Source organism: Pontibacter vulgaris, from assembly GCF_022758145.1.
Classification (GTDB): Bacteria; Bacteroidota; Bacteroidia; order Cytophagales; family Hymenobacteraceae; genus Pontibacter; species Pontibacter vulgaris.
In genome coordinates this window covers 254,486-281,457 of record NZ_JAJVDH010000003.1, presented here as the reverse complement: position 1 = coordinate 281,457, position 26,972 = coordinate 254,486, and the positions used below count along the sequence as shown (strand labels likewise).

At 45.3% G+C, this 26,972-nt stretch carries 25 protein-coding genes; 9 read left to right on the top strand and 16 right to left on the bottom strand.

Annotated features, from left to right (window positions below; translation table 11 throughout):
• Positions 1-34 precede the first annotated feature (34 nt).
• Entirely contained in the window at positions 35-1,225 is a 1,191-nt protein-coding gene (locus LWP20_RS06595) for an aspartate aminotransferase family protein (protein ID WP_242927330.1), read from the bottom strand.
• A 450-nt stretch (positions 1,226-1,675) separates the two neighbouring features.
• On the opposite strand from LWP20_RS06595, the gene LWP20_RS06590 reads away from it, so the two are divergent.
• The gene (locus tag LWP20_RS06590) at positions 1,676-3,622 is read left to right on the top strand and encodes a PAS domain-containing sensor histidine kinase (protein WP_242927329.1); all 1,947 of its coding nucleotides are present in this window, start codon (positions 1,676-1,678) and stop codon (positions 3,620-3,622) included.
• A 353-nt stretch (positions 3,623-3,975) separates the two neighbouring features.
• Entirely contained in the window at positions 3,976-4,164 is a 189-nt protein-coding gene (locus LWP20_RS06585; RefSeq protein WP_242927328.1) for a hypothetical protein, read from the top strand.
• Positions 4,165-4,218: 54 nt separating this feature from the next.
• On the opposite strand, the gene LWP20_RS06580 is transcribed toward LWP20_RS06585, so the two are convergent.
• Positions 4,219-5,304 carry an MBL fold metallo-hydrolase gene (locus LWP20_RS06580; protein ID WP_242927327.1) on the bottom strand — a complete coding sequence of 362 codons (1,086 nt, stop codon included), beginning with the start codon at positions 5,302-5,304 and terminating at the stop codon, positions 4,219-4,221.
• Between the two features lie 450 nt (positions 5,305-5,754).
• Here LWP20_RS06580 and LWP20_RS06575 point away from each other — a divergent pair, with 450 nt between their 5' ends.
• The 4 genes from LWP20_RS06575 to LWP20_RS06560 all read left to right on the top strand — a co-directional run bounded on the left by LWP20_RS06575 (position 5,755) and on the right by LWP20_RS06560 (position 9,136).
• The gene (locus LWP20_RS06575) at positions 5,755-5,985 is read left to right on the top strand and encodes a hypothetical protein (protein WP_242927326.1); all 231 of its coding nucleotides are present in this window, start codon (positions 5,755-5,757) and stop codon (positions 5,983-5,985) included.
• A 55-nt stretch (positions 5,986-6,040) separates the two neighbouring features.
• Complete coding sequence (locus LWP20_RS06570) at positions 6,041-6,322, top strand: hypothetical protein (protein WP_242927325.1); 282 nt, start codon at positions 6,041-6,043, stop codon at positions 6,320-6,322.
• Between the two features lie 114 nt (positions 6,323-6,436).
• A complete protein-coding gene (gene pepE, locus LWP20_RS06565; protein WP_242927324.1) occupies positions 6,437-7,156 on the top strand; it encodes a dipeptidase PepE in 720 nt (239 codons plus the stop codon).
• 156 nt (positions 7,157-7,312) lie between these two features.
• Positions 7,313-9,136 (top strand): DUF885 domain-containing protein, encoded by a 1,824-nt coding sequence (locus tag LWP20_RS06560; protein ID WP_242927323.1) that lies wholly within the window; start codon positions 7,313-7,315, stop codon positions 9,134-9,136.
• A gap of 74 nt (positions 9,137-9,210) precedes the next feature.
• Here the strand turns inward: LWP20_RS06560 and LWP20_RS06555 are convergent, their stop codons facing one another.
• From LWP20_RS06555 to LWP20_RS06515, 9 genes are all read right to left on the bottom strand, one after another.
• Positions 9,211-9,657 carry a Spy/CpxP family protein refolding chaperone gene (locus LWP20_RS06555; protein ID WP_242927322.1) on the bottom strand — a complete coding sequence of 149 codons (447 nt, stop codon included), beginning with the start codon at positions 9,655-9,657 and terminating at the stop codon, positions 9,211-9,213.
• A gap of 6 nt (positions 9,658-9,663) precedes the next feature.
• Complete coding sequence (locus LWP20_RS06550; protein WP_242927321.1) at positions 9,664-10,095, bottom strand: hypothetical protein; 432 nt, start codon at positions 10,093-10,095, stop codon at positions 9,664-9,666.
• A 42-nt stretch (positions 10,096-10,137) separates the two neighbouring features.
• Positions 10,138-10,677: an RNA polymerase sigma factor gene (locus tag LWP20_RS06545; RefSeq protein WP_242927320.1), complete on the bottom strand. Its 540-nt coding sequence runs from the start codon at positions 10,675-10,677 to the stop codon at positions 10,138-10,140.
• Between the two features lie 162 nt (positions 10,678-10,839).
• Positions 10,840-11,799, bottom strand: coding sequence for a transketolase family protein (locus LWP20_RS06540; RefSeq protein WP_242927319.1), 960 nt, complete (start codon positions 11,797-11,799; stop codon positions 10,840-10,842).
• A 78-nt stretch (positions 11,800-11,877) separates the two neighbouring features.
• Positions 11,878-13,272, bottom strand: a complete 1,395-nt coding sequence (locus LWP20_RS06535) for a vWA domain-containing protein (RefSeq protein WP_242927318.1) — start codon at positions 13,270-13,272, stop codon at positions 11,878-11,880.
• Positions 13,273-13,341: 69 nt separating this feature from the next.
• On the bottom strand, positions 13,342-14,199 hold the full coding sequence (locus LWP20_RS06530; protein WP_242927317.1) for a transketolase: 858 nt from the start codon (positions 14,197-14,199) through the stop codon (positions 13,342-13,344).
• Between the two features lie 93 nt (positions 14,200-14,292).
• A complete protein-coding gene (bcp, locus tag LWP20_RS06525; protein WP_242927316.1) occupies positions 14,293-14,745 on the bottom strand; it encodes a thioredoxin-dependent thiol peroxidase in 453 nt (150 codons plus the stop codon).
• A gap of 8 nt (positions 14,746-14,753) precedes the next feature.
• A complete protein-coding gene (locus LWP20_RS18300; RefSeq protein ID WP_302467596.1) occupies positions 14,754-16,646 on the bottom strand; it encodes a M23 family metallopeptidase in 1,893 nt (630 codons plus the stop codon).
• A complete protein-coding gene (locus LWP20_RS06515) occupies positions 16,633-17,244 on the bottom strand; it encodes a fumarylacetoacetate hydrolase family protein (RefSeq protein ID WP_242927315.1) in 612 nt (203 codons plus the stop codon). Before LWP20_RS06515 ends, LWP20_RS18300 begins: the two co-directional genes overlap by 14 nt.
• 384 nt (positions 17,245-17,628) lie before the next feature.
• Here LWP20_RS06515 and LWP20_RS06510 point away from each other — a divergent pair, with 384 nt between their 5' ends.
• Entirely contained in the window at positions 17,629-18,423 is a 795-nt protein-coding gene (locus LWP20_RS06510) for a M48 family metallopeptidase (protein ID WP_242927314.1), read from the top strand.
• 18 nt (positions 18,424-18,441) lie between these two features.
• Complete coding sequence (locus LWP20_RS06505) at positions 18,442-19,062, top strand: hypothetical protein (protein WP_242927313.1); 621 nt, start codon at positions 18,442-18,444, stop codon at positions 19,060-19,062.
• Positions 19,063-19,137: 75 nt separating this feature from the next.
• Here the strand turns inward: LWP20_RS06505 and LWP20_RS06500 are convergent, their stop codons facing one another.
• Positions 19,138-19,944: a 3'-5' exonuclease gene (locus tag LWP20_RS06500; RefSeq protein WP_242927312.1), complete on the bottom strand. Its 807-nt coding sequence runs from the start codon at positions 19,942-19,944 to the stop codon at positions 19,138-19,140.
• A 16-nt stretch (positions 19,945-19,960) separates the two neighbouring features.
• Positions 19,961-21,340, bottom strand: coding sequence for a UDP-N-acetylmuramate--L-alanine ligase (locus LWP20_RS06495; protein WP_242927311.1), 1,380 nt, complete (start codon positions 21,338-21,340; stop codon positions 19,961-19,963).
• Between the two features lie 133 nt (positions 21,341-21,473).
• Between LWP20_RS06495 and dnaB the strand changes: the two genes are divergently transcribed.
• Complete coding sequence (gene dnaB / locus LWP20_RS06490; protein WP_437179402.1) at positions 21,474-23,051, top strand: replicative DNA helicase; 1,578 nt, start codon at positions 21,474-21,476, stop codon at positions 23,049-23,051.
• An 828-nt stretch (positions 23,052-23,879) separates the two neighbouring features.
• On the opposite strand, the gene LWP20_RS06485 is transcribed toward dnaB, so the two are convergent.
• The 3 genes from LWP20_RS06485 to LWP20_RS06475 form a co-directional block, all read right to left on the bottom strand.
• Positions 23,880-24,467, bottom strand: a complete 588-nt coding sequence (locus tag LWP20_RS06485) for a nitroreductase family protein (protein ID WP_242927310.1) — start codon at positions 24,465-24,467, stop codon at positions 23,880-23,882.
• A gap of 58 nt (positions 24,468-24,525) precedes the next feature.
• The gene (locus LWP20_RS06480) at positions 24,526-25,002 is read right to left on the bottom strand and encodes a hypothetical protein (protein WP_242927309.1); all 477 of its coding nucleotides are present in this window, start codon (positions 25,000-25,002) and stop codon (positions 24,526-24,528) included.
• 99 nt (positions 25,003-25,101) lie between these two features.
• The gene (locus tag LWP20_RS06475) at positions 25,102-26,835 is read right to left on the bottom strand and encodes a phospho-sugar mutase (RefSeq protein WP_242927308.1); all 1,734 of its coding nucleotides are present in this window, start codon (positions 26,833-26,835) and stop codon (positions 25,102-25,104) included.
• Positions 26,836-26,972: the final 137 nt, after the last annotated feature.

Below are 26,972 nucleotides of genomic sequence, written 5' to 3'. Positions count from 1 at the left end.
AGCTCCTGTTAAACCCAATCAAAAGCTAAAATTTTCAGGCCATAGCTTCGTCTATAGAGCGAAGTATAACTTCGCAGGCCTCCCGGATCTGCGCTTCGGTTATAGTTAGCGGAGGTGCTATGCGCATCGAGTTATCGCAGAACAGGAACCAGTCGGTTAACACGCCGTTAAGTATAGCCCTGTCAATTACAGCTTTCAGAACTTCAAAGGATTCAAACTCTGCAGCCATCATCAGGCCGCAATTCCGGATCTCTTTAATGCGCGGGTGCACCAGCAATTGTTTAAACAGCTCCGCTTTCTCCTTAACACCAACGGTCAGTTTTTCCTCCAGTATAACCTGCAAGGTAGCCAGCGAGGCTGCACAGCTAACCGGGTGGCCGCCAAAAGTTGTGCAGTGGCCAAGTATAGGATCGGTTTTAAAAGAAGCCATAATTTCCTGTGGCGCTATAAAAGCACCTACAGGCATACCACCACCCATGCCTTTGGCACATACCAGAATATCCGGCTCTATACCGAACTGCTCAAAGGCCCAGAAAGTACCTGTGCGCCCGAAGCCACATTGTATCTCATCGAGTATAAGCAGGGTGCCGGTTCGGGTGCAGCGCTCCCGTAGCTTTTTCAGGTAATCGTTTTGAGGTGTGCGCACGCCTGCCTCGCCCTGCACGGTTTCAATAAGTACAGCGGCAGTTCGTGTGGTAATGTATTCCAGGTCTTCAACAGCGTTGTAACGGATGTGGCGCACGTCGGGCAGCAGCGGCCGAAAAGCATTTTTAAAGCTCTCGCTGCCGTTCATAGAAAGTGCGCCCTGTGTAGAGCCATGGTAAGCATTGTAGCAGGAGATTAGCTCGGTGCGGCCGGTGTGGCGTTTTGCAAGTTTCATGGCTCCCTCAACAGCCTCGGCACCAGAGTTAAGCAGGTAAGTATTATTTAAGCGGGATGGCAAGGTAGTGCTCAGTGCCTGTGACAGTTGGGCCTGAGGGGCCTGCACAAACTCACCGTATACCATCAGGTGCATGTATTTGTCTAGCTGCTCATGTATGGCTTGTAATACTTTCGGGTGCCGGTGGCCTACATTGCTTACACCTATGCCTGAGATCAGATCGACGTAACGCTGGCCATTGCTGCCATACATGTAAATTCCTTCTGCCCGCTCTATCTCCAGCATCAGCGGAAAATCGGAAGTTTGCGCCTGGTGCTGCAGAAATAATTGCCTTAATGATACCATAGTACAAAGGTAAACAATTACACTCTAAAGGCACTAAAAGCCTTTAGGGGTTGTATGTTACTATTAATAACCTCTCAGCTTGTTTGCAATTTGTACTTCGGTATATATTTTTGCCCGATTTACCACGCCATCCGGACTCTTTTGAGATTATACGATGTTATATCTATGACTTAATAATCAGAAGTTAAGTGATTGTAAGAGCTATACCTGACAGCAGTTTATACTTTACTCAGCGGGCAGGTATAAAATAGCAGATAATAGTTATTTTTAAAGTTTTGGATAAAGAGTTTGATACTGGTTATAGTTTAGGTAAACTTGGTTTGCTTACAAACTAACAAAGCTTACAGGTAAGTATTTTTTTAAATTTATAAATATAACGGTTTTGCCATATACTAAGTATAGGTAAAGTCCATGCCTGCCTTATGCAGGAGTAACAGAGTTATCAGACTTATGAATAACCAAACTGAAAGCCACCATTCAGTAATAAATAAAGCTAGTTTAATTCAGGAAGAGGAGAACGTGTTTCAACTCTTGATCGAAGGCATACAGGATTATGGCATATTTATGCTTAGTCCGACCGGAGAAATAGCTACCTGGAACCAGGGAGCCAGAAATCTGAAAGGCTATACTGCCGAAGAAATAATTGGCCGGCATTTTTCGGTTTTTTATACACAGCAGGCCTTGGTGGAGAATTTCCCGCAGTATGAACTGGAAGAGGCTATAAAACACGGGCGTTTTGAAGATGAAGGTTGGCGCGTTAAAAAAGACGGCAGCACCTTCTGGGCTAACGTGATTATTACGCCGGTATACAACAGCAAAAAAGAGCATATCGGTTTCTCTAAGGTTACCCGCGATCTGTCGCTCCGTAAAAAGTCGGAAGATGATCTGTTCCGATCTTTAGTCGATTTGAAGGAGAGCGAGGAACGTTTCAGGCTAATGATAGAGGGTGTAAAAGACTACGCCATTTTTATGCTGGACCCTGCCGGCAATGTAGCCACCTGGAACGAGGGCGCGAGGAAGATAAAAGGGTATGAAGCCAAAGAAATAATCGGGAAACACTTCTCTAAATTCTATGGAAAAGAAGCCGTTGACGAAGGCTATCCGCAGTATGAGCTGGAACAGGCAGTAGAATTAGGCCGCTTTGAAGACGAAGGCTGGAGAATAAGAAAAGACGGCAGCACCTTCTGGGCTAACGTTATTATTACCGCTATCTATAACTCCAAAAATGAGCTTATTGGTTTTTCCAAAATAACCAGGAACCTGACGGAGAAAAAGCAGCTGGAGGAGCAACTTTACAGGGCCAACGAAGAACTGCGGGAAAGCGAAGAAAGAGCCAGGCTGCTTATAGATGGTGTAAAAGACTATGCCATTTTTATGCTGAGCCCGGAGGGCTACATTGCTACCTGGAATGCAGGAGCCGAACGAATTAAAGGCTATAAAGCGAAAGAAGTAATCGGGAGGCATTTTTCAATGTTCTATAACCGGGAGGGCATGGAAAACGGATTTCCGCAGTATGAGTTGGGCCAGGCTAAAAAAAATGGACGGTTTGAAGACGAAGGCTGGCGCATCCGGAAAGATGGTAGTGCTATTTGGGTAAACGTAGTTATTACGCCGGTTTACAATGAGGTTGGGCGGCTGCTTGGTTATACAAAAATAACCCGGGACTTATCTGAAAGAAGAAAGAACGAAGAGCTGATGCTTAAAAACAGGGAGCTTCTGAAAATCAATACAGACCTGGATAACTTCGTATACACGGCTTCACACGACTTAAAAGCTCCCATTGCTAACATCGAGGGCCTTGTTACGCTCCTGAAAGATGAGATGGGCACAGCCGCGGTAGATCACCAGGATGTTTTAGACAGAATCGACCATTCTATCATCAGGCTTCAGAAAGTGATCAGTGATTTAACTGAGATCACAAAAGTACAGCAGGATGAGTCAGCTGTAGAGGAGGTCGATATTGAAATGCTCTATGAAGAAATTAAAGAAGGATTGAGCGAGCAGATAAATAACTGCCAGGCTTGCCTTATAGCTGAATTTACTGAACACAAACTGCTGAAATATTCCAGAAAAAATCTTAGGAGTATACTTTATAACCTTATTTCTAATGCAGTTAAGTATGCCACACCGGGCATAGAACCAGAGATAAAAGTAAAAACAGAACTTATACATCCCGATACGCTGCTGCTTTCTGTTAGCGATAACGGTCTGGGCATTGATCGTAGCCAGCAGGGCAAGATATTTTCAATGTTTAAGCGCGTGCACCACCATGTAGAGGGATCAGGTATAGGTTTATACATTGTAAAAAGAATTCTGGAAAACTCCGGCGATAGAATAGAGGTTGAGAGCAAAGTAGGTAAAGGTTCTACATTTAAAGTATACTTTAAGCTGAAATAACCAGGTGAACTATAAAATAAAAGAAAGCGCCACAGCAAAATTCCTTTGCTGTGGCGCTTTCTTTTATGCCTGAATTAGAGGTATGAAACAGGTTGAAAGATCTTAGCGGAGGAAAGTTTTAATTAAATCATACTTATCATAATAAAACAACTATTGAAATAATGCACAGGATTATACATACACAGGGCATGTATAAGTTTGGTTGGCTGTAGGTTTATACTTCCTCAGCCCTTAAGCTATTGTTTATAACTTTTAGACCTGTAAATTCTGATCTTCATCCGGTTTTAGTCGTAAAAGAACCAGGTGTGGGCAACTGCACTGCAAAAAATGTTAAATTAAAAAAGGAGGAGAAGATGCCACAAGGAGATAAATCAGCTTATACAGACAAGCAGAAACGCCAGGCGGAACATATAGAGGATAGCTACGAGAAACGCGGCGTAAACAAAGATGAGGCCGAAAAAAGAGCATGGGCTACCGTAAACAAGCACGACGGAGGCGGTAAAAAAAGCGGCTCTGGCAGGGCCAATCATAAGAAAGATTAAATGGAAAGTATAAAACAAAAGAGGCCGGAAGTATAAATTCCGGCCTCTTTTGTTTTATGGGTAATTATTAGTGTGTATCTGTGGGTCGTCGTGTTCAGGGTCTATAGTTGGAGGCATTCCCTTAGCCGGCCTGTTATGCGAAAAAGGCCTTTCGCCAGCTTTATACTTCCTTGCCCTGTATTCGTGTTTACCATTTCGGTGGGTAAGTGCCCAATAGGTAAGCCCTGCTGCTGCCACTAACCCAGCCGCTGCAAGCACCGTAGGAACCGGACTTTCTGTAGCAGGTGGCACCGAAATTACGCCTAATTCATCAGTTATGGCAGGCTCATTCACATATCGGCCATGCGTTGGCACAGCCTCTGTCCAGAAGTTTTTTACCAGCTCATCTAGCTGCCATTGTAGTTCCTGGCCGCGCATTGGCAGTCCGTGGCCGGTAGCAGCAATGTTAGGGTTTAGGGCAGCCAGTTTCTCAACCGAATGGTGTGCAGCCGCCCAATCTGAAGTATAATATTGGGGCGGCCCATGTACTTCGCGTTTCTGCGTCATCACTGCCAGCATCGATTCGCCATCTCTTGTAATAAAAGCATCCCCGGCAATTAATACACGATCGCTTTCCCGGAAAAAAGAAACATGGCCGGCTGTATGACCTGGTGTATGCAACCAGCGCCAGTCAGGCAAGCCGGGCACAGTGCCATCTTCGGGTAATAACTCAGTATAGTCAGAAATATTTATTGGTTTTTTAGGATACAGGAACGATATATAGGCCATGCCACCGCCGCCCACACTAGGGTCTGGTGGCGGATAACTGGAGCGGCCCGTCAGGTAAGGCATTTCTAATTGATGTGCGTAAATCGGGACTCCCCATTCTGCAGCAAGCACTTTAGCGGAACCTATGTGGTCGAAATGGCCATGGGTAAGTAGTATCGCTTTAGGGCGGCTGTACGGGCCAAAAACTTCTTCAACGGCTCTTTTTATTTTAGCTGCACTGCCATAAACGCCAGCATCAATCAGTACCCAGCTGCCATCAGGTTCACTTACCAGGTACAGGTTCACAAAAATGGTTTTTACACCCCACACCCCGGGAGCCACAGCAAATGTTTGCCTGGTGCCGGGTCGTTTTTTATTTTCAGTTGCCTCCATATGTTAAGCTATAGTTGATTTAGAAAATGCGACCTATAAACTTTTTACTACGCACCACCAGACAAAGTGGCTGTTCCGGCCACACTTTATTCTCCGGAAAATAAGTAGTTGTGTAAACTGTTCGGTAATGTGTGTTGCCGGAATATGGCTACTAGGTATAAAAATATTTGCAACTAAATATACTTATATATCAGTAAGATAGCAATTTTATTTAACAATTAGTTAAAGTGAAAACACGGAAAAATAAAATTTTAAATTACCGTATTCGTTTTTCCTGGAGCTGCATAAATACAGCTTCACACAAAAAATAACGGCAAAAGGCACGTTATTTGTACTTGATTAAAAGCCGATAAAAAAAATAGCCCTTGCTAATTTTATAAGCTGCAGGAATTTTTTATATTTCAAAAAAGTTATTGAGTCATGGTAAACTTATTTATACCCCCGAGCCATATGGCGGTTTATGCAAAGTGCATAGATGCGTCTATGCCTGCTTTCGAACCGGAAGAGTGGATTGAAGAAGGAAAAGTATACCCGGTGAAGCATTTTACAGAGCCTTTAAACCAAGGCGACGGGTTTGCTATTACAATCATGGATGAGGATGGTGTAGAAATTCATCCTTCGTCTTCACATTGGAGTTTCTCTTCTCAGCGCTTCGAATTGTATACATTACACCTGAATTAAAATCTTAAACAGGATATTTACGTTATCATAAAGGCTGCTCCGGCAGCCTTTTTTCATGCACTGTTGGCAACGTGTAGCACCCGATAAAATGATTAGCGCAAAAGAATTCAACGATTTACCCCCTAAATTGCAGGCTGAGCTTGCTTTAGCTCAGGGGCATTACCTGCACCACCGTATTCGGGGCTGGTGCAAAATAGACCTCTACTGGCTCTTCGACTTTTATGTAGAGCTTTGGTTTTTGTACGATCTTAAGAGTATAGGCTTAGTACGGGCTTTAACCAGCCACACTGCTCTGGAGCCATACCTGGAGACCATCAGGCTTAAAATAAAAACCTGAATCAATAATAAGACTATACTTTGTAACGGCATACCGGCAATTTTCTAAATCTGCTTGGCTAGTGGCGTTATCACTGCCATCTTTCCTATCTTTGGGGAAGATAAAGGATCTGATATGAGTAAAAATATACTTCTGATAAGTACCTCTACTACCCATGGCACCGGTTATTTAGAACACGCCGAAGAAGAGGTTAAAGCATTGCTAAAGGGTAAAAGTAGTATACTGTTTATACCTTATGCCCGCCCAGGCAGCATTTCTCACAGCGAGTACACTGCTATAGTACGTGAGGCTTTCGCCAAATGGGGAATAGCCGTAACAGGCGTGCACGAGGCAAAAGACCCTGTAGTTGCCGTAAACGAGGCTGAAGCTGTTTTTATTGGCGGTGGAAATACGTTTTTGTTACTAAAGAACCTGTACGCCAATAAGCTGATACAACCACTTCGCGACCGCGTAGAAAAAGGCATGCCCTACATGGGCACAAGCGCAGGCAGCAACGTGGCAGGCAAAACCATTGGCACCACCAACGATATGCCGATTGTATTTCCTAAATCATTCGATGCGTTGCAACTGGTTCCTTTTAACCTGAACCCCCATTACCTGGATCCGATAGAGGGCTCGACACACATGGGCGAAACACGCGAAACACGAATTCTGGAGTTTCTGAATCACAATACACAGCCGGTAGTTGGTTTGCGCGAGGGAAGCATGTTGCGCATTACCGGTGATAAGATTGAGTTGAAAGGACCGCTTACAGCCCGGATTTTTCTGCAAGGCCAGAAGCCGATGGAATTTAAGCCCGGCGATGATATTAACTTTTTGCTGGATGCCGTATAAGGCTTACCTTAACTTAGTTTCCTATATAAAACAGCCCTTGTTCCTTTAGAGCAAGGGCTGTTTTTATTTACTAACCATACTTAACTAACTGGTTATAATCCGTATACTTTGTTGCTTCAAATCTGTAATTTTAAATACATCAATTCAGGTATAACTATGAAGAAAGAATTCGTGGCGGCTCTGTCGCTTGGTGCTATACTGCTGGCTAGCTGTACGCCCAATACCCCAGCCGAAACCAGCACTACGCCGGAAACTACAACCGCCCCTGAAGTTAAAAACGCAGAGCCTATGAAAAGTATAAGTCAGCTGTTCGATGATTATTATGAAGAACGCCTGCAGCTTTTCCCGCTGGAGGCCACAGCCATTGCCGATAACCGCTACAACAACCTGTTGCCTAACGATATATCGCAGGAACATCAGCAGAAACTAAAAGCTTTTTATCAGAAGTATCAGGATGAACTGAAGACCATTGATCGTGAGAAACTAACCGAGCAAGAACGCATCAGCTACGATATTTTTGCTTATGAGATGGCAACATCGCTCGAAGGCCTACAAATGGATGACCAGCTTATGCCACTCAACCAATTCTGGAGCTTGCCAATAACCATGGGGCAGCTGGGCTCCGGCTCCGGAAACCAGCCTTTTAAAACCGTTAAGGATTACGATGATTTCCTGGGCAGGATAAATGGTTTTGAAGTATGGGCCGATACAGCCATTGCTAATATGCGCCGGGGTATGGCAAAAGGCGAAGTGCTGCCCAAGGCATTAACACAAAAAGTGTTGCCCCAGCTAAAAAGTATGGTAGTTACAGATTATACTAAAAGTATATTCTGGGAGCCTGTTCAGAATATGCCGGCAAGTATACAGGGCCCCGACAGAGAGCGCATTACCCAGGCTTATACGAAAGCCATAAAAGAGCAGGTGGTGCCAACCTATAAAAAGCTGCATGACTTTATGCAGCGTGAGTACCTGCCTAAGAGCCGGACCACATCGGGTATAAATGGTATACCCAACGGCGATGAAAAGTACCGTTATGTAGTGCGTTACTGGACGACTACTGACATGACACCCGATGAGATTTTTACTCTGGGAGAGCGTGAAGTGGCTCGTATTCGGGGCGAGATGGAGAAGGTAAAAGCACAGGTTGGTTTTAAAGGCGACCTGAAAGCTTTTTTCAAACATGTGAACGAAAGTAAACAGTTTATGCCTTTTAAGAAGCCGGAAGATGTTCTGAAAGGTTATGCAGAAATACAGGCACGCATGCAACCGCAGCTTGATAAGCTTTTCGGCCTTAAACCTCAATCTAAATTCGAAGTACGTCAGACGGAAGCATTCAGGGCCGCATCGGCCAGTGCCGAGTATAACCCACCTGCACCCGATGGCTCACGTCCAGGCATTTTCTATGTACCGATTCTGGATGCCACCAAGTATAACCGGGTAGGTATGGAATCGCTGTTTCTGCACGAAGCTATCCCCGGGCACCACTACCAGATCTCGATTCAGCAGGAGCAGCAGGGCTTACCTAAGTTCAGGCAGTATAGCTGGTATGGAGCTTACGGCGAAGGCTGGGCTTTGTACTCTGAAAGTTTGGGTAAAGAGCTAGGCCTTTATACAGATCCTTACCAATATTTTGGTAGACTAAGCGATGAAATGCACCGCGCCATCCGGTTGGTAGTGGATGTAGGCATGCACGCCAAAGGCTGGACCCGCGAAAAGGCCATTCAATACTCGCTTGATAATGAACTTACTTCTGAAGAGGCAGCTGTAGCCGAAATTGAGCGTTACATGGCTATACCTGGCCAGGCCTTGTCCTATAAAATAGGGGAGCTAAAGATACAGGAGTTACGCAGAAAGGCGGAGCAGGAGCTAGGTAGTAAATTCAGCGTAAGTGCTTTCCATGATGAAGTGCTGAAAGATGGGGGTATGCCGCTGGCAGTGCTGGAGAAAAAGATTAACGAATGGATTGCAGCCCGGAAGTAATAATAGAGAATTCCTAAAACAAAAAGCCACTGCTCGTAAGCAGTGGCTTTTTGTTTTATAGCTGAAATATGATTTTAATTGTTTGCTCTTCTGGCATCAAGGCGCTTGAGAAGTAGCTTTGTGAATTCGCGCTCAGAACGGTAGAATTTAACCAGTTGCTTGTTAGTGATCACTCGTTGAAATTTTGTAACATACTCTTTCTCAAGTTGTAATTCCTGTTCGCGTGTATCAAACATGCGTTCTATGCGAGCTTTGGCTTCCTGTTCACTTAGCTCATCCACATCACGGCGATAGCCGCTTCGGTATGATTTTGTCAGTTCGCGGCGCTTTGACTGGTATTCATTGTAAAGCGGCCAAAACTTCTGCGATTGCTCCGGAGTAAGCTCCATCTTATCTGTTAGGAAAGCTACTTTGGCGCTCTCTACATTTTCCTGGCGATTTTCGGAAGTATTTTGAGCAGAGACTGTAGTTCCGGCAAAGGAGAAGATGGTAATAAGGGCAAGTATAATATATTGTTTCATGGGTGGTTAAAAGGGTTCTTCGTTAAGCTGGTAATATTCTAATTCACTTTCAGCTACGTTTGGGCTGATATTTAAAAAATCGGATGTAATGTCTTTATCTGCTACTGAAAGCTCTGCCAGATCTGTTGCCTCTACCTGGGCATAAGTTGTTAAATAATCAACTATTTCCTGATCAGGTAAGTTAGCTATACTTGCATTACCAGCTTTTTGCGTCGGGGTGCTCAAAAAGTATGCACCTACAAAAACCAGCAGCAGAATAAACGGAGCAACAGCCACACGGAGTGCTTGCCAAAGCGAAGTGTAAACCGGGCTATGATGCTGATTACCAGTAGCTGTAGTCCGTTCCATCACACGCATTGGCAGGCGGTCAAAATAACCTTCGGGCACCTGGTAAATGTTGTGCTTGGGTATATCGCTTAGTTTGAAATCCTTGTTCATACTGTCTTATCTGTGGGTTAGATGTAGCAGGGCAGCTATAGTTTAATCCTGCTTTAGAAATTCTTCAATTTTTTTTACTGCGTGGTGATAAGATGCCTTTAATGCACCCACCGAAGTGCCCAGTATCTCCGATATTTCTTCATACTTCAGGTCATCATAATACTTCATGTTAAAGACCAGGCGCTGTTTATCGGGCAGGCGAAGCAGGGCTTTCTGCAACTTTAATTGTATTTCGTCGCCGGCAATGTCGGGAGAGGAATCTATCTTTTCGGCAAGTTCGGCTGCCACATCGTTTATGGGCAGAAAGAACTTCCTTTTTTTGCTGGATAAGAAAGTAAGGCACTCGTTAGTGGCAATACGGTAGAGCCATGTATAAAGCTGGGCATCCTGGCGGAAATTCTCCAGGTTCTTCCATACTTTAATAAAAACCTCCTGGGTAAGGTCATCGGCGTCTTCATGGTCGATCACCATCTTGCGGATGTGCCAGTATACTTTCTGCTGGTACTTCCTTACAAGCTGGTTAAAGGCCAGGTTTCGACTTTCGGGGTTCGCGAATTTCTCTAAAAGCTCTTTATCTTCCACTTATACAGTTAACAGGGAGTAGTAAACCGTGAACAGTTTTGAATATACAGCAATAACAGTAATCATTTATAAAAAAGAAAGGCTGTAGCACTATTGCTTCAGCCTTTCCCTGCTTGTTACTAATATCAGTAATGCTTACTGGTAACTAATATCTGTTTACTGTTAAGCTTTTTTTCTGCTGATGGCGCGCTCTGCGGCAGCAACTATACTTTGCTCGTTCAGGCCATACTTTTCCATTAGCTGGTCTGGCGTACCCGATTCGCCGAAGCTATCGTTTACACCTACCATTTCCAGTGGAGATGGCATCTGGCGGCCAAGCAGCTGTGCAATGCTATCGCCAAGGCCACCGTTTAGCTGGTGCTCCTCTGCTGATACAGCACATTTCGTTTTTGCCACAGATGCTAAGATGGCTTCTGCATCCAATGGTTTAATGGTGTGGATATTTATAATTTCGGCGTTGATGCCTTTTTCTGCCAGGATCTTGCCAGCAAGTATAGCTTTCCAAACCAAATGGCCTGTAGCAAATATACTTACATCGGTACCCTCGTTCAGCATTACTGCTTTACCAATCTCAAATTTCTGATCGGCAGGAGTGAAGTTAGGCACAGCTGGGCGGCCAAAGCGCAGGTATACCGGGCCTTCGTAGGCAGCAATGGCAATGGTAGCTGCTTTGGTCTGGTTAAAGTCGCATGGGTTAATTACAGTCATGTGTGGCAGCATTTTCATCATGCCCACATCTTCCAGTATCTGGTGGGTTGCACCATCTTCGCCCAGCGTTAAACCAGCGTGCGAAGCGCATATTTTTACATTCTTGCCAGAATAAGCAATAGACTGACGGATCTGGTCGTACACGCGCCCTGTAGAGAAGTTGGCAAACGTACCCGTGAATGGAATTTTACCACCAATGGTCATACCGGCGGCAATACCCATCATGTTAGCTTCGGCAATACCTACCTGGAAAAAACGCTCCGGAAACTCTTTCTGGAAAGCATCCATTTTAAGTGAGCCTGTTAAGTCGGCGCACAGGGCCACTACATCCGGGTTAGTGCGGCCTAACTCCAGTAAACCTGCCCCGAAACCGGAACGTGTGTCTTTTTTCTCTGTGTAAGGAAAGTCTTTCATTTTTATAGTTATCTCTAAAAGGTCAGAAGTAATGAAGCATGCTATAGTTTTAGTACTTCTGCAGCATGCTCATTTAAATTATCTGTTAAAAATTTTTACAGTTGTTGTTGCACCCCCTCTGATAGTAAAATCCTGCACATCAGTAAATTTACTTGCTTGGGCTGCTTTCATGCGGTAAACCAATCTATACTTGCCTGGCTGCAGAGCCAGCACTATCTTGCTGCTTTTTTCCGGCAGGTTATAAAGCCACCGTTGCGACCCATCGTCTTCCAAAGCATAAATACTACCGTAACCCTGCATATCGGAAGGTATGGAAAGCTGACCCGGCGTAGGGAACGATATCGTGTTTGTCTGCCCTTGTTTTATTTCCACGTCGCGCATATAAATACGGGGCAAAGTCAGAAGTTCCAGATCATACTTACCGGCCAGGTATTTTTGCCGGCTACCAAAAGACTGCACATTTAATGTACGGTCCTTATCCTGTACCCGCACAATGGCATCCAGCCTGCCGTAAGGCAAAGGGCCGTCCTGGCGCAAGTATAGCTCGCCTTGCGGCGCCTTAACCGTGAAAACATTATGCTTGCCGGGCACGATTTTCAGGTTGCGTTCTATTACCGGAGGCACAGTATTAACTACCAGGTCGTATGTAAGCAGGGCATCTACATCCAGCATATCGCTTTTGCCATTGCTGCCCAGGTAGTGCACATAGTTGTACTCAGGTTCGCCGGTAAGGGCGTTCAGGAACGTCATGTTTACGTTACTCTGCACTGTTTTACCCTGCTCATCTTCTATGTCTACCCGTACGGTGGTCTGGCTCAGCGTCTGCGTCACAATCTCCTTCAAAACGTTCTGAAAGGTCTTGATATCAGCCGCGTTAAAATACTGGCCAATGCAGTTGAGCTGTTTTTCATACTCCGGCTCAATGCCTATACCGATTACAAAAGGACGCAGAAAAATACGCTTCTTCTGTAAGGCCAGCGAAGTGGCACAAGGGTCGCCGCCACACGATTCAAGGCCATCTGTTATCAGTATGACCACGTTTCGGGTTTTAGGCTCTTCCGGAAAATCACCAGCCGATTGCAGCAGCGAATACGTGATGGGCGTATTGCCCCGTGGTATAATCTGCTGTAGCTTTTTCTTTACCGGTTCCGCATTTTTGGCAGCAAAAGGTACTTCCAGCTTTGTGTCTTTGCAATCGTTGCGCTCACGGCCAAACTGGTGCCCGTACACGCGCAAGGCTACTTCCACATTCTGATAGCGCGCCAGCGAATCCACTAAGTTGGCCAGCAGGTCTTTGGCTACCGACATGCGGTCGCTGTCTTCCCATTTGGCCATCATACTACCCGAAGCATCGAGCAGAAAGAGGATACGCGTTTTAGGCTGCGGCTTTTTCTCCTGGCCAAAAGCTGCCCCGGTTGCTGTTAAAAACAGCAACATGCAAAGTATAAAGTATAAACTGCGCCGGTGGGCCATGGCCAATATGCTAAAGCCAGGAAGTATAATTTTTACCGAAAGTATAGCCCCGAAAGGCATTGTGATTTATTAGTAATCTGATGCTTGTTTTACTGCAAGCTGCTGAAGTGCAATCTCAAGCTGCTCGTCGTTAGGAGCAACACCATGCCATTTGTGCGAGCCCATCATATAATCCACGCCGAAGCCCATTTCAGTGTTCATCAGGATCATAACTGGTTTGCCTTTTCCGGTTTCAGCTTTTGCTTTTTCCAGGGCTGGTACAATTGAATCGAAATCGTTGCCATTGGCTTCCAGTACCAACCATCCGAAAGCTTCGAATTTAGCACGCAGGTTACCCAACGACATTACTTCTTCAGTAGAGCCATCAATCTGCTGGCCGTTATTATCTACTGTAGCAATCAGGTTATCCATCTTATGGTGTGCCGCATACATGGCAGCTTCCCATACCTGGCCTTCTTCCAGTTCGCCGTCACCCATCAGTACATATACCAGGTTAGGATCGTTGTTCAGCTTTTTAGCCTGCGCAGCGCCAAGTGCAACCGATAAGCCCTGGCCAAGCGAGCCCGATGCTACACGTATTCCCGGTAAGCCTTCTTCAGTGGCTGGGTGGCCTTGCAGCCTGGAGTTGATCTTGCGGAACGTTGCCAGCTCTGCTACATCAAAATAACCAGCGCGTGCCAGTACACTGTACCAAACCGGCGAAATATGGCCGTTAGACAGGAAGAAAAGGTCTTCGCCGTTGCCATTCATGTTAAATTCCGGGTTGTGGTACATCACGCGGAAATACAGCGACACAAGGAAATCGGTGCAGCCGAGCGAGCCGCCCGGGTGACCAGAATTTACGGCGTGTACCATACGCACGATGTCGCGGCGCACCTGTGATGCGATCTCTTTCAGTTCTTCAGTGCTTTTGTTGTGTGGGTTCACTTTGGTTGATTATGAATTAGAAATAATAAATTAAGAATGATGTTTTAACTATACGAAAAACGCAGCCGCCCGTGTGGACAGCTGCGCTTCTTATTACTTGCTCAGAATCTGGTTAGCGTGGTCGGCGGTTTTAACTTTCGTAATGATATCCTGTATCACGCCGTTTTCATCAATAACAAACGTGTAGCGCATGGTGCCCATGTACTTCCGCCCGTACATCGATTTTTCCTGCCATACTCCATACTGCTCAACAATCTTCTTATCGGTATCGGCAATGAGTGTGAAAGGCAGCTCATACTTGCTTATAAACCCCTGGTGCGACTTCTCGCTGTCGGTGCTTACGCCTATTACCTCGTAGCCTTGCTGTTGCAGCCCTGCGTAATTGTCGCGGAGGTTGCAGGCCTGGGCCGTGCAGCCAGAGGTATTATCTTTCGGGTAAAAGTATAAAATTACTTTTTTGCCTTTGTAGTCGCTGAGTTTGATGGTGTTGCCGTTCTGGTCTGTTCCTTCAAACACAGGGGCTTTGTCGCCTATTTTCAGTTCCATGTACCGGGTTAGATGGTGGTGGTAAAAGTAGCTTCGTTGCCGGCTAAATCTTTTACCTTCAAAATCACTTCTCCAGACAAAGGTATACTTTTATCTAATTTCTCAGACCATATTGTGGCAGATTTATGCTCATACTTCATAAGCAACCACTGGCCGTTTACAAAAGCATTAAAAGAGTTGATGCCCGACAGATCGTCACGGATCTTAAACTTGATCTGATCTTTGTTTTTACTCAGCAGTTTTATAGTTGGGGCTTTCACATCTTCCAGCACCTGGAACTTACCCATGTTTTTGGATGAGAAGGTGATGCTGTTGCCTTCCCATTTACCGCCAACTATACCACGGCCACGGCCTGTACCCAGAAAGTATACAGCTGCCTTTGTTTTATCGAGCGGTTGCTTTTCAGGTGTAATGGTTACCTGCATGGCTTTGTGCAGCGGCGTGTAAAAATCACCGATAGTATAAACGTTGCCTTCCAGCTTTGTCTGTAGGTATAATGTATCGTACAGGGTTTCTTTGTTAAAAACTACATTGGCAAAACGGTTCTTGAAATTGAATTCCTGGCCGGGAGGCACGATCTGGTTAAACTCAAGGTTATTTGTAGCGCCACAGAAACCAATTGAATCAGGCAGACCGGCGCGTAAATCATAAAGGCAAACCGATGTGGAGTTCTTGGTATAGCTCGGAGCCAGGTCGTAGCGTTTGGCGCTTATGTATAGTTCTACGTTGCGGGGTGTGCTGGAAGTATCGGTGGCGTTAATTTTGAGGATATTGCCAAAAATCTCATACGATACCTGCGGCTTCTTAACAGCTGTAGATAAAGATTTGGTAAAACTCGGTGCCTGGCCCTTAACGATAAAGTTTAAGGTAGAAGTATTATTATAAGAGTCCTTGGCCTCGATACGCACCTGGTAAGTAGAATCTGGGTGTACGCTCAGGCGGCCACGATTTTGGGGCGCAGTATAAAGCGGCAGGTCATTACCATAATCCACAAAGCATTTCTGGAATGTGCGGTTCTGACGCTTATACAAGGTATAGTTGATGTGTTGCGAAACCTGGCGCGACAACTCAAACGGTACCTGGTCTATCAGGTGGTTATACAATGGTTTGTTGTTCACGAATACCGTTACTTCCTGCGTTCCGTTTCTGTTGGCAGTACCATCATAACGGTCGGTAGTTTGCATTTCAAAACCTATAAGGCCATTTGCAAAAACAGTATCGGCTAAAGTATAGTTGTTGCCTTCCTTTATCGGCTTAAACTCAAAGCGGTTGAATTCTTTGTTGATGCGTGAATGGATACTTAAGGGAAGCACTCCCAACGTATAAATATCGGGGGCTATATTGTCTATGATTTCAGCAAAGCCATACTTTAGCGGGTTATAGAGGCGGTCTTCTTTATCGCGGATCTCGAAGTGCAAGTGAGGCCCGCCCGAGCCACCGGTGTTGCCGGAAAGGCCGATAATTTGCCCACGCTTTACCGGGAATTGGTTAGGCTCAGGGAATAACTCCAGCTCAAACGTTTTTTTCTCGTACTGCTTCTGCAATATATAATTTGCAAGCGGCTCGTAAAACGACAGCAAGTGCGCGTAAGTGGTAACCAGGCCGTTTGGGTGCGTTATATAAATAATGTTTCCGTAGCCGTAAGTTGATGCCTTTACACGCGATACATAACCATCTGCAGATGCAAATACTTGCAAGCCTTCGCGCTGATCGGTTTTAATATCGATGCCGCCATGAAAGTGGTTTGAGCGGATTTCGCCCATAGAACCGGAAAGGTAATTGCGCTCGCCGGGCTTAATCGGGAACATAAAATAACCTGTCTGGGGCATAGATTGTGCTAATACCCCAAGGCTGGTAAATACTGAAAGTATAAAAAGAGAAAGGTGCTTATTTAATTTCAAAATCCAAAAGTTTTTTAGCTTCAACATACCCTTCCAATCTATCGCCAAGCTGTACAGGGCCAACACCTGCCGGCGTACCCGTGAAAATGATATCCCCGGTTTTAAGCGTTATAAAGCGCGAAATGTAGGCGATAATCGTATCAAACTTATGCAGCATCATGCCTGAGTTGCCTTGCTGCTTTGTAACCCCATTCACATCTAACCTGAAATTGATATTATTCAGATCCGGAAACTCGCTTAGTGGCAGAAACTCAGAAACTGGCGCTGATCCGTTAAAACCTTTTGCCAGCGTCCAGGGCAGGCCTTTTGCTTTCGCTTTAGCCTGAAGGTCGCGGGCTGTAAAGTCTATACCCAAGCCAATGGCATCGTAATATTTGCCGGCAAATTTAGGGTCGATGTTCTTTCCTTCGCGGCAGATGCGCAAAATCAACTCAACCTCGTGGTGGATGTCCTGGCTATATTCCGGGTAATAAAAAGGCTCGTTGTTGCGAAGTATGGCAGTGTCGGGTTTAAAGAATATGACAGGCTCCTCGGGTACTTCATTTTTAAGTTCAGCTATATGGTCGGCATAGTTGCGGCCGATGGCTACTATTTTCATTTAGGGTGCGTTAGAAATTCTGTTTCTCAAAAATAGGCTTTCTATCGTTTTTGTACATAAAAATTATGCATTATTAAATACAGGCATGCAAAAAGCTTCATACGTAAAGGCTTCTGAATGTTTACAAACTGCCTGTTACTATACTTAAACTATGAATTGCTGCGAATATTGCAGGCCTGCAGGGCATAACATTTTATATTACGGCTAGCGTATACTTCATTAGCTTAATTGCACTATTGTTAGTGGTTGATCCTGAGGTTTTAATATTTAGGTAAGCTGCCAAAGTATAGAATTAAGCTAATATTAATTATACTTACATTTGGGTTTGGAAATTTTGGTTCAAAATTTGAATCATATTTTTAAAAGCCATTAAATTTTAAAATCATGTACAAGAAAATTATTTCATTTTCAATAGCTGTTGTGATGATGGTGTCCTGTACCACAGTACCTATCACAGGTCGCAGACAGCTTAACCTGGTATCGGATGCGCAGATGCAGCAATTAAGTTACGATGCCTACGACCAATTCCTGAAAGAACATAAACTATCGAGAGATGCACAGGCTACGGCCATGGTTAAACGTGCCGGCCAACGCATACAGCGGGCTGTGGAGCAATATATGGCTCAGAACAACTTGTCAAGCGAGTTGCAGGGTTTTCAGTGGGAGTTTAACCTGATAGAGGACAAACAGGTTAATGCCTGGGCCATGGCAGGCGGTAAAACTGTTGTTTATACAGGTTTATTACCGGTAGCTAAAAACGAAACAGGCCTTGCCGTCGTAATGGGACACGAGATTGCCCACGCTATTGCCAAGCACGGTAACGAGCGCATGAGCCAGCAACTGGCTCAGCAATTTGGTGGACAGACACTGGCCGCTTTGGCAGGCGCACAACCCGGAACAGCCCAGAATTTAGTGATGGCCGTTTATGGTGTTGGCTCAACTTTAGGTTTACTTAAGTATGGCCGTACCCAGGAAAGCGAAGCTGATAAATTAGGCCTTGTATTTATGGCAATGGCAGGTTACAACCCGCAGGAAGCTATTCCGTTCTGGGAGCGTATGGAGGCTAACGGAGGCGGACAGGCGCCACCTGAATTCCTTTCTACTCACCCGAGTGCTGGTACACGCCAGGCAGACCTGAAGAGGTTTATGCCGGAAGCCATGAAATACTATAAGAAATAAAAACCTCACGAAAACTACATGATCAGAAACCACCCTGTAGAAAGCCGGACTGCTAAACTGTCTTTCTATGTTTTGTCATTGCTGCTGCTGCTGGCAGCAGCCTGTACACGCCGTGAGTCTTTTCCGGAAGAAAGTGAAGACCCGGTAGCAGCCGAAGGAGAAATGCCGGTTGAAAAATACGACGGCCAGTTACTGGCGCAGGTGGTTTTTGATAGTGTGGATTATATTGTGCCCAGGCAGGAACTGATGCAGCCATTTATAAAAGAGTTTGGCAACGGCACCGTAGTTGATAAGGTAATGATCCGGAAAGTACAGGAAACCAAAGCCGATAAGCCGGCTTATTATCTGGTAGGACTTGGTATCCGAAACGGTTCTTTCCAATCGATGGCGCTGGAGCTGGATGTAGCTTCTGATAACAGTTTATACTTAAGCAGCAAGGGTTCCAAACATATATGCCAGGCTTCTCATGGTTGCGATTTTTGTTATTTTACCTTTGTAGGTAATAAAATTGTGGGTTGCGAATGCTCCAGCCGAGTGCCGGGCAGCAACTGCGAGCATAAAGTAAGCCAGCAAAACGCCCTTTTAAAAGGAGTAAGGCTTAGCAATACCCGCCAGGGCCAGGAAAAACCGAAGCCTTAAGCACTTCATTAAAAAAAAATAAGGGCTGCCAGTTTATACCTGGCAGCCCTTATTTTTTTTAATGAAGTATAAATTTTAAGAAACTTTCATGTTACGCAACCGGATACGTGTAAGGATCTTTTTGGTGTAAAGCGGAAACTCGCCTTTCATCATCCAGTCATAATAACTCGGCTCTTTTTTCAGTACATCTTCCACTGATACATTTTTATACTTGCCAAAGTTAAAAACTTCCTGCCCGGCATTGTTGTACACGATACGGCCCGATAAGTCAGCTGTTTTCTGGAACGTGAATTTGTGCAATTGGCCCATGTCGTTCTGAACAGGAAACTCCTCTATACCTTCTTTACTTTCTATCGGGGTATTTTCATAACGGTCCAGTTGCGCCATCAGGATGTGGTAAGTTGCCAGTGTATCGGCTTCAGCGCTGTGGGCATTTTCCAGCGATTTATCGCAGTAGAATTTGTAAGCTGCAGACAGTGTACGTTGCTCCATCATATGAAACACCCTGCATACATCTACTACATGGCGGTTATCAATGTCAAAGTCGATGCCTACACGCAGAAACTCTTCGGCCAGCAACGGAATATCAAAACGCACCAGGTTATAGCCACCCAGGTCGCAGCCTTTCAGAAACTGATCCAGATCTTTCGCAATCTGGTTAAAAGTAGGGCAGTCCTGCACATCCTCGTCATAAATCTTGTGTATCAGGCTCGACTCCAGCGGAATTGGAATAGTCGGGTTGATACGACGTGTTTTCAGGATCTCTTCACCATCCGGTTTAATTTTAAGCACGCTGATCTCTACAATTCTGTCTTTGCAGATGTCGGTGCCTGTGGTTTCGAGGTCGAAGAAAACAATAGGACGCTTCAGGTTCAGTTTCATATAGAAAGTATGTGGGTTATAGAACCGCCTTTGTCAGCTCCTCTAAATTGGTGTTATTATAGTTGCCTGAGCTCATCAGCAGCAGGTTGGCATTGCTCCAGCTGCGGCTTTTCAGGTAATTGTTCAGTGCTTCGGAGTCGGTGTATACCTGCAGGCGCGGGTTTTTGAAAGCATCCTTCAACTCGGCCTCAGTCAGCATTTCCATGCGTTTGTGCTCTATTGTTTTCGGGTTGAAGTATAAAATGGCTTCGTCTGCCGTATCGAGCGCGCCGGCATACTGTGGCAAAAAGTTTTTGTTCAGGCTGCTGAAAGTATGCAACTCCAGGCAGGCTACAAGCTCTCTCTGCGGATACTGCTTTTTAACAGCTGCAGTAGTGGCCCTTACTTTTGAAGGTGCATGAGCAAAATCGCGGAAAATTACCGTATGTGCATTTTCTCCTAATTTTTCCAGGCGTTTGGCTGCGCCTTTAAAGCTGCGCAATGCGTGGTAAAAATCGTGCGCCTTAATACCGATCTTTTTACAAACCTCTTTGGCCGCGTTGATATTGCGCAGGTTGTGTTCGCCGAAAAGCGGTATCTCTATATCGCCGTCTTTTTTAGTATGAAGTATAGTTTTACCGTGCTTAATGGAATGCTCGTGCACCGAATAGCCAATGTAGGTAACATCGGCAGGGTTGCGGGGTACGCTAACCAATTGTGCCTGCTCATCATCTTTATCATAGATAAGAACACCGGCTTTTGGCGTCATTTCAGCGAAAATGCGGAACTGCTCGCGGTACATTTCAGGGTCCGGGAAAACGTTGATATGATCCCAGCTGATGCCGCTGATAACGCCGATATGATGGTGGTACAAATGAAACTTTGGTATGCGCTTGATCGGGTCTGATAGGTATTCATCGCCTTCAATTATGATGATAGGGGCATCTTCCGTCAGTTTTACCATGCGGTCAAAACCTTCGAGTTGTGCGCCAACGGCATAATCAAACTTACGACCCGTATACTTGAGCACGTGCATGATGATGGAAGTGATGGACGTTTTGCCATGGCTGCCACCAATTACGATGCGCTGCTTGTCTTTGCTCTGCTCGTAAATAAATTCCGGGAAAGAATAGATCGGGATGTTCAGTTCCTGGGCACGCTGTAGCTCCGGGTTATCCGGGCGGGCGTGCATGCCAAGTATAACGGCATCCGTTTCGGGTGTTATTTTCTCCGGAAACCAGCCTTCCTGTTCTGGCAGGATGCCTGCAGCGGCAAGCCGGCTTTTGGCAGGTTCAAAAATTTCATCATCTGAACCACTGATTTCCAAACCTTTATCATGTAAAGCTAATGCAAGGTTGTGCATTATACTTCCTCCAACCGCAATCAGGTGGATGCGTTTAAATTCCTTCTTCTCCATATACCTGCTAGTTTGTTAGCAAACCGACAAAATTATAATTACTTAATTAAATAAAAATAGCTATACGCTAATATGTGGATATCTTCTGTAATTTGTGGATTACTTGGGATGCTTACTTTTTAAATTTGTGCTTATGGAGGAGATGAAAATGAACGTGCGGCCAACGGCCAACCGGAACAACTGGAACAAAAAAGCGCCAGCTGTGTCGGAATTGGGTAAAAAGCCCCCGCAAGCACTAGATTTGGAAGAGGCCGTTTTAGGCGCTCTGATGCTGGAAAAAGATGCTTTGACAACTGTAATTGATATTTTGCGCCCGCAAAGCTTTTACAAAGAAGCTCACCAGCGAATTTTTAAAGCTATACTTGCCCTGTTCGATAAGTCGGAGCCAATTGATATCCTGACGGTAACGCAGGAACTTCGCTCTAGCGGCGAGCTCGAGCTGGCTGGTGGCGCCTATTATGTAACGCAGCTTACCATGCGCGTTAACTCGGCCGCCAACATTGAGTATCACGCCCGTATCATCACGGAAAACTCCATTAAGCGCGACCTGATCTCGATTTCATCCGAAGTACTTTCCAGTGCTTTTGAAGATACTACGGACGTTTTCGAACTGCTGGATAAAACAGAGGCAAAACTTTACGAAGTATCGGAATCCAACATCCGCAAAAACTTCGACGATATGCGTTCTTTAATGCACCAGGCATTGAAGGAACTTGAAGAAAAACGCAAGCAGACCGATGGTTTAACAGGCGTACCAAGCGGCATGGTTGCCCTGGACCGCGTAACTTCCGGCTGGCAACAATCTGACTTAATTATACTTGCTGCCCGCCCTGCGATGGGTAAAACGGCCTTCGTGTTATCCTGCCTGCGCAATGCTGCGGTAGATTTCAGAAAAGGTGTTGCGATTTTCTCACTCGAGATGTCGTCGCTGCAGCTGGTTAACCGTCTTATTTCTTCCGAAGCCGAACTTGATTCTGAAAAGATCAAAAAAGGAAGCCTGGAAGAATACGAGTGGGCGCAGCTTAACCATAAAATTTCTAAGCTTACAGAAGCCCCGATCTTTATTGATGATACGCCGGGTCTTTCGATTCGTGAGTTGCGCACCAAATGCCGTCGTCTGAAAGCGCAGTTTGATATTCAGATGATCATTATTGACTACCTGCAGCTGATGAGCGGTAACGCAGATGGTAAAAGCAGCGGTAACCGTGAACAGGAAATTGCCTCTATTTCGCGAGCCCTGAAAATGCTGGCAAAAGAATTAAGTGTGCCGGTAATTGCCCTTTCGCAGCTGAGCCGTGCCGTGGAAACCCGTGGTGGCGATAAAAGACCGCAGCTTTCCGACCTTCGTGAATCGGGATCTATTGAGCAGGATGCCGACATGGTGCTTTTCCTGTACCGTCCGGAATATTACGGTATTACCGAAGATGAAATGGGTAACCCTACAGCCGGAGTAGGTGAGGTTATCATTGCCAAGCACCGTAACGGTTCTCTAGAAAATGTGCAGTTGAAGTTCATCGGTAAGTATACCAAGTTTACCAATCTTGATAATGATTTTGGTGGCGATAGCATGAACTCTTTTAATGCTTTGCCTAACAGTACCTTTGATGCCGAAACACCAGGTGCTATACGTTTGGGTAGCCGCATGAATGATGGCAGCAAAGGTGGCGGAGGTTTCCCGACTTCTAATTTCGATGAAGAGCCACCGTTTTAAAGTATAAATTTCAACTTTAGCCAAGGTTGGGAAAGCCGCTGTGCATATATGTCAGCGGCTTTTTATTTTATACTTGTGTCATTTTGAGCGAGAGCCAAGAAATCTTATATGTTCTATAGTTGAGGTTTATACTTGCCTGGACTAAGCTATACTTTCATAGTTACTTGTTATCCTGGGAGCTTTACTTACCTATCGTTTTATAGTTTGCGTTGGTGCCCTCCAGGCCGGGAGGCCTCGTCCTGGGGGTAGGGGCCCTCGATAAAGGCATCGCGCTGTGTTCCCTTCCTTTTCTCGTACCTCGAAATGCTGCGGCACCGGAATCTCACAAGGCGCTTAACCTTAGGACTGGATTGGATACTGCTTCGTTAGCGACTATACAACTGGAAACCAAGTATAAATGTAGGGACAGGTCGTGACCTGTCCGCGCGAGTACTGTTTCTATAGAGCTATAGCTGCAAGTATAACAAAAGCAGACTATCCCCTTGAGGACAAGTGAGAAAGCGAGTTCGAAGCTTGCGAGCACAGCACAATAGGGGTGTAAATGAAGTACAAATGAAACTATACTTACAATTCTAGAATAGGCTGTAAAAACTCCCCGCCTTAAACAAGGAGGGACTAGGGGTGGTTGGACTATAACTATGAAACTATACTTTCAAAACATCATCATCGGAATTCCCCTCCTCGGAGGGGCGCAGGGGTGGGCTTATACTTTGGCTGATTAAGATCCCTCGGAAAGCGCTTGGGATGATAGAAAAAGTGGTAATAGCGCATAGTTCTTCCTTTGAAGTCGAAGATCCTGGACTTGTTTCGAGAGTAGCAGGAGAATAATCAGCTCACCCACTCCACTTTTTCCTTTAGCGGAATTACTCTTTTACCTGCAGGAGCCGGATTATCAGAATATCCAAAGTATAAAATACCTAACACAACATCTTCTTCGCGAAGCTGCAGCATTTCTTTCATAGCAGGATGGTAAGCCATGCCGCCGGAGCCCCAGTAACTGGCAATACCCAGAGCAGATGCGCCCAGAAGTATATTTTGGATGGCACATGCTGTTGCAGCAATTTCTTCCAGTGCCGGAATTTTAGGCAAGTTACCACGGTGCATATAGGCCACAATTATATGCGAAGCCAGGTCACCCATGTGCAGGAGCTTTTCATACTTTTCCTCGGTATACTTCTCAGGATCGGTTTGGTGTTTATAAAGCTCGGCATGGGAAAGGCAGAAATCTTTTACTTTATCTCCGGCATATACTTTAAAGCGCCATGGTTCTGTATGTCCGTGAGTAGGTGCCCAATCCGCCAGTTCAAGTAGTTGCCCTATTTGCTCATCTGGTACGCGCTGCCCGTTCATCTTAGGTGGTTTGGTGGTGCGGCGATGCCTGATTACATCACTGATCTGTGTAAATAAAGTATCCATACTTCAGGTATAGCTGACTGCTATTATGCTTAAAAAGGAGAGATATAAACGTAATGTGTTAAGGTAAATTAAGTAGCCACTGCTCAGCATCCTCGTTAGTATCAAACATCTTTATCTCCAGCAGGTCACCTATACGTTGGTGCAGCTGGTGAAATGACATCTGGCCATATACCCCTGGAGCTAGCACCTGGGCCATATAACGCAGACCCAAGGAAACAGCTTTTGGTGTCCATTCAGTAGTTATCCAGTCATTTGCAACATCCCAGGGACCAATCAATTCTTTATGGCTGTTCAGTAACTTAGGACATGGCTGCTCCTTCATCATGGTTAAGTAATTATTTCCACCTTTTTTTACGGTATCCAGGTTCTGGCGGCCAGTCCAATAGGCATAGATATAGGTGTTATCAACAGCTCGCCCATACGTTAAGAACAGATCTCCATTTGGTTTAGTCAGTTTATAGTTATCCATAGCCCCAGGCATCATAGTATGAAGCTCACCTATTCTGTCATTAGAAAAATGGATGTGTTTACCCATATAAATATTTTGAGAAGTAATTTAAGAATCATATTCATGAAAAAATAATGCCTGAGTAACAAAAGCAGTAACTCAGGCATTAAAAAGAAGAATAGATTCTTACTTCAGTTTCAGATCTACCAGTATCTGTTCGATCTTCTGATTCAGTTTCTGCTCCGTAGCATCGGCTTCGGCAGCTGAGCTTAAGGGCTCGTTCACGCTGATGTAGAATTTGATTTTAGGCTCAGTGCCAGACGGGCGGGCAGATATTTTGCTTCCATCTTCGGTCATGTATTGCAACACGTTCGAGCTTTCCAGATCAAGCTTAGTTTCTTCGCCGGTAATCAGGTTTTTGCGGGTGCTTAGTTTATAATCGCTAACTTCAACTACTCTGGATCCAGCAATCGTTTGTGGCGGGTTAGCGCGCATATCGGCCATCATCTGCTGAATTTCTTCGGCGCCGCGCTGTCCTTTTTTAGTGAACGATACCAGTTCCTCTTTATAGAAACCATACTTGGTATACATTTCCACCATCATTTCGTACAGGCTCTGGCCTCTGTCTTTGGCAACTGCAGCCATTTCAGCTATCAGGGCGCAAGCCGAAATGCCATCTTTATCACGCACAAAATCGCCGATCATGTAGCCGTAGCTTTCTTCGCCGCCGCCAATGTATAGTTCCTTGCCTTCTACCTCACGGATCTTTTCAGCAATGTACTTAAAGCCTGTAAGCGTTTCATACATGGTAACGTTATAGCTTTGGGCGATTTTCTCAATCAGGTCGGTGGTAACAATAGTTTTAACCACAAACTCTTTGCCCGTAAGTTTGCCGGCTTTCTGCCATGCCAACAGCAGGTAATTGATTAATAGAGCACCGGTCTGGTTACCGTTAAGCAACACAAACTCGCCTTTCGGGTTTTTAACAGCTATACCTACGCGGTCAGAATCCGGGTCGGTTGCCAGTACGATATCAGCATCTATGGCGGCAGCTTTCTTCAGGGCCAGCGTCATGGCTTCTTTTTCTTCCGGGTTCGGGTAAACTACAGTCGGGAAGTTGCCGTTTGGCTCAGCCTGCTCATCTACAACGTTGATGTTGGTAAAACCAAAACGCTCCAGCACACGCGGCACTAAGGTTATACCGGTGCCGTGCAGCGGCGTGTAAACTATTTTCAGGTCGTGCTGGTTTTTGATGGCATCCTGCGAAATAGAAAGGCCAACTACTTTGTTAATGTAAGCTTCATCCAGTTCGGCACCAACCATCTCAATATTTTCCGGAACTGGCTCAAACTTAACTTCATCAATAGAAGTGATCTTGTTTACCTCAGCTATGATGTTTTTATCGTGAGGAGAAGTTACCTGTGCGCCATCGTTCCAGTATACTTTGTAACCGTTATACTCTTTCGGGTTATGCGATGCTGTTACCACCACGCCACTCTGGCAACCCAAATGGCGGATCGCAAACGAAAGCTGTGGGGTAGGGCGTAGCGCTTCAAATAAGTATACTTTAATGCCATTTGCCGAGAAAATACCAGCCGAGATGCGGGCAAAGACATCAGAATTGTTGCGGCTATCGTGTGCGATGGCCACTTTTACCTGCTGGCCAGGGAAGTTTTGCTTCAGGTAGTTGCAGAGGCCCTGTGTTGCCATACCCAATGTATAGCGGTTCATGCGGTTGCTGCCTGCACCCATAATGCCGCGCAGCCCGCCTGTTCCAAACTCCAGGTCTTTGTAAAAAGCATCCGATAGCGCTTCGTGTTCGTTACGCTCCAGTAAGCCTTTTATTTCGGTTTTAGTTTCTTCATCATAGTTGCCTGTAAGCCAGGAGTCAACTTTTTGCTGTATTGCTGTTTCTAGCATAGTCGGTGATTCTTGTTGTAATGTATGCATGTGCGTAGGGACAAAAAATCACACCAACCCTTGCTGTGCCGCTGGCACCTGAGGAAGAACTGGTGTGATATAGGAATATCAAGATAAAGTAATTTAGTTTCCGTTTT

Bases quoted from the DNA above. Each gene is read 5' to 3' on its own strand.
- LWP20_RS06585 (WP_242927328.1), top strand. From the start codon at position 3,976: ATGCCACAAGGAGATAAATCAGCTTATACAGACAAGCAGAAACGCCAG.
- LWP20_RS06475 (WP_242927308.1), bottom strand. From the start codon at position 26,835: ATGCTAGAAACAGCAATACAGCAAAAAGTTGACTCCTGGCTTACAGGC.
- LWP20_RS06510 (WP_242927314.1), top strand. From the start codon at position 17,629: ATGTACAAGAAAATTATTTCATTTTCAATAGCTGTTGTGATGATGGTG.
- LWP20_RS06505 (WP_242927313.1), top strand. From the start codon at position 18,442: ATGATCAGAAACCACCCTGTAGAAAGCCGGACTGCTAAACTGTCTTTC.
- LWP20_RS06495 (WP_242927311.1), bottom strand. From the start codon at position 21,340: ATGGAGAAGAAGGAATTTAAACGCATCCACCTGATTGCGGTTGGAGGA.
- LWP20_RS06560 (WP_242927323.1), top strand. From the start codon at position 7,313: ATGAAGAAAGAATTCGTGGCGGCTCTGTCGCTTGGTGCTATACTGCTG.
- LWP20_RS06575 (WP_242927326.1), top strand. From the start codon at position 5,755: ATGGCGGTTTATGCAAAGTGCATAGATGCGTCTATGCCTGCTTTCGAA.
- LWP20_RS06535 (WP_242927318.1), bottom strand. From the start codon at position 13,272: ATGGCCCACCGGCGCAGTTTATACTTTATACTTTGCATGTTGCTGTTT.
- LWP20_RS06550 (WP_242927321.1), bottom strand. From the start codon at position 10,095: ATGAACAAGGATTTCAAACTAAGCGATATACCCAAGCACAACATTTAC.
- LWP20_RS06480 (WP_242927309.1), bottom strand. From the start codon at position 25,002: ATGGGTAAACACATCCATTTTTCTAATGACAGAATAGGTGAGCTTCAT.
- LWP20_RS06540 (WP_242927319.1), bottom strand. From the start codon at position 11,799: ATGAAAGACTTTCCTTACACAGAGAAAAAAGACACACGTTCCGGTTTC.
- LWP20_RS06485 (WP_242927310.1), bottom strand. From the start codon at position 24,467: ATGGATACTTTATTTACACAGATCAGTGATGTAATCAGGCATCGCCGC.
- LWP20_RS06590 (WP_242927329.1), top strand. From the start codon at position 1,676: ATGAATAACCAAACTGAAAGCCACCATTCAGTAATAAATAAAGCTAGT.
- LWP20_RS06570 (WP_242927325.1), top strand. From the start codon at position 6,041: ATGCACTGTTGGCAACGTGTAGCACCCGATAAAATGATTAGCGCAAAA.
- LWP20_RS06580 (WP_242927327.1), bottom strand. From the start codon at position 5,304: ATGGAGGCAACTGAAAATAAAAAACGACCCGGCACCAGGCAAACATTT.
- LWP20_RS06500 (WP_242927312.1), bottom strand. From the start codon at position 19,944: ATGAAACTGAACCTGAAGCGTCCTATTGTTTTCTTCGACCTCGAAACC.
- LWP20_RS06595 (WP_242927330.1), bottom strand. From the start codon at position 1,225: ATGGTATCATTAAGGCAATTATTTCTGCAGCACCAGGCGCAAACTTCC.
- pepE (WP_242927324.1), top strand. From the start codon at position 6,437: ATGAGTAAAAATATACTTCTGATAAGTACCTCTACTACCCATGGCACC.
- dnaB (WP_437179402.1), top strand. From the start codon at position 21,474: ATGGAGGAGATGAAAATGAACGTGCGGCCAACGGCCAACCGGAACAAC.
- LWP20_RS06555 (WP_242927322.1), bottom strand. From the start codon at position 9,657: ATGAAACAATATATTATACTTGCCCTTATTACCATCTTCTCCTTTGCC.
- bcp (WP_242927316.1), bottom strand. From the start codon at position 14,745: ATGGAACTGAAAATAGGCGACAAAGCCCCTGTGTTTGAAGGAACAGAC.
- LWP20_RS06515 (WP_242927315.1), bottom strand. From the start codon at position 17,244: ATGAAAATAGTAGCCATCGGCCGCAACTATGCCGACCATATAGCTGAA.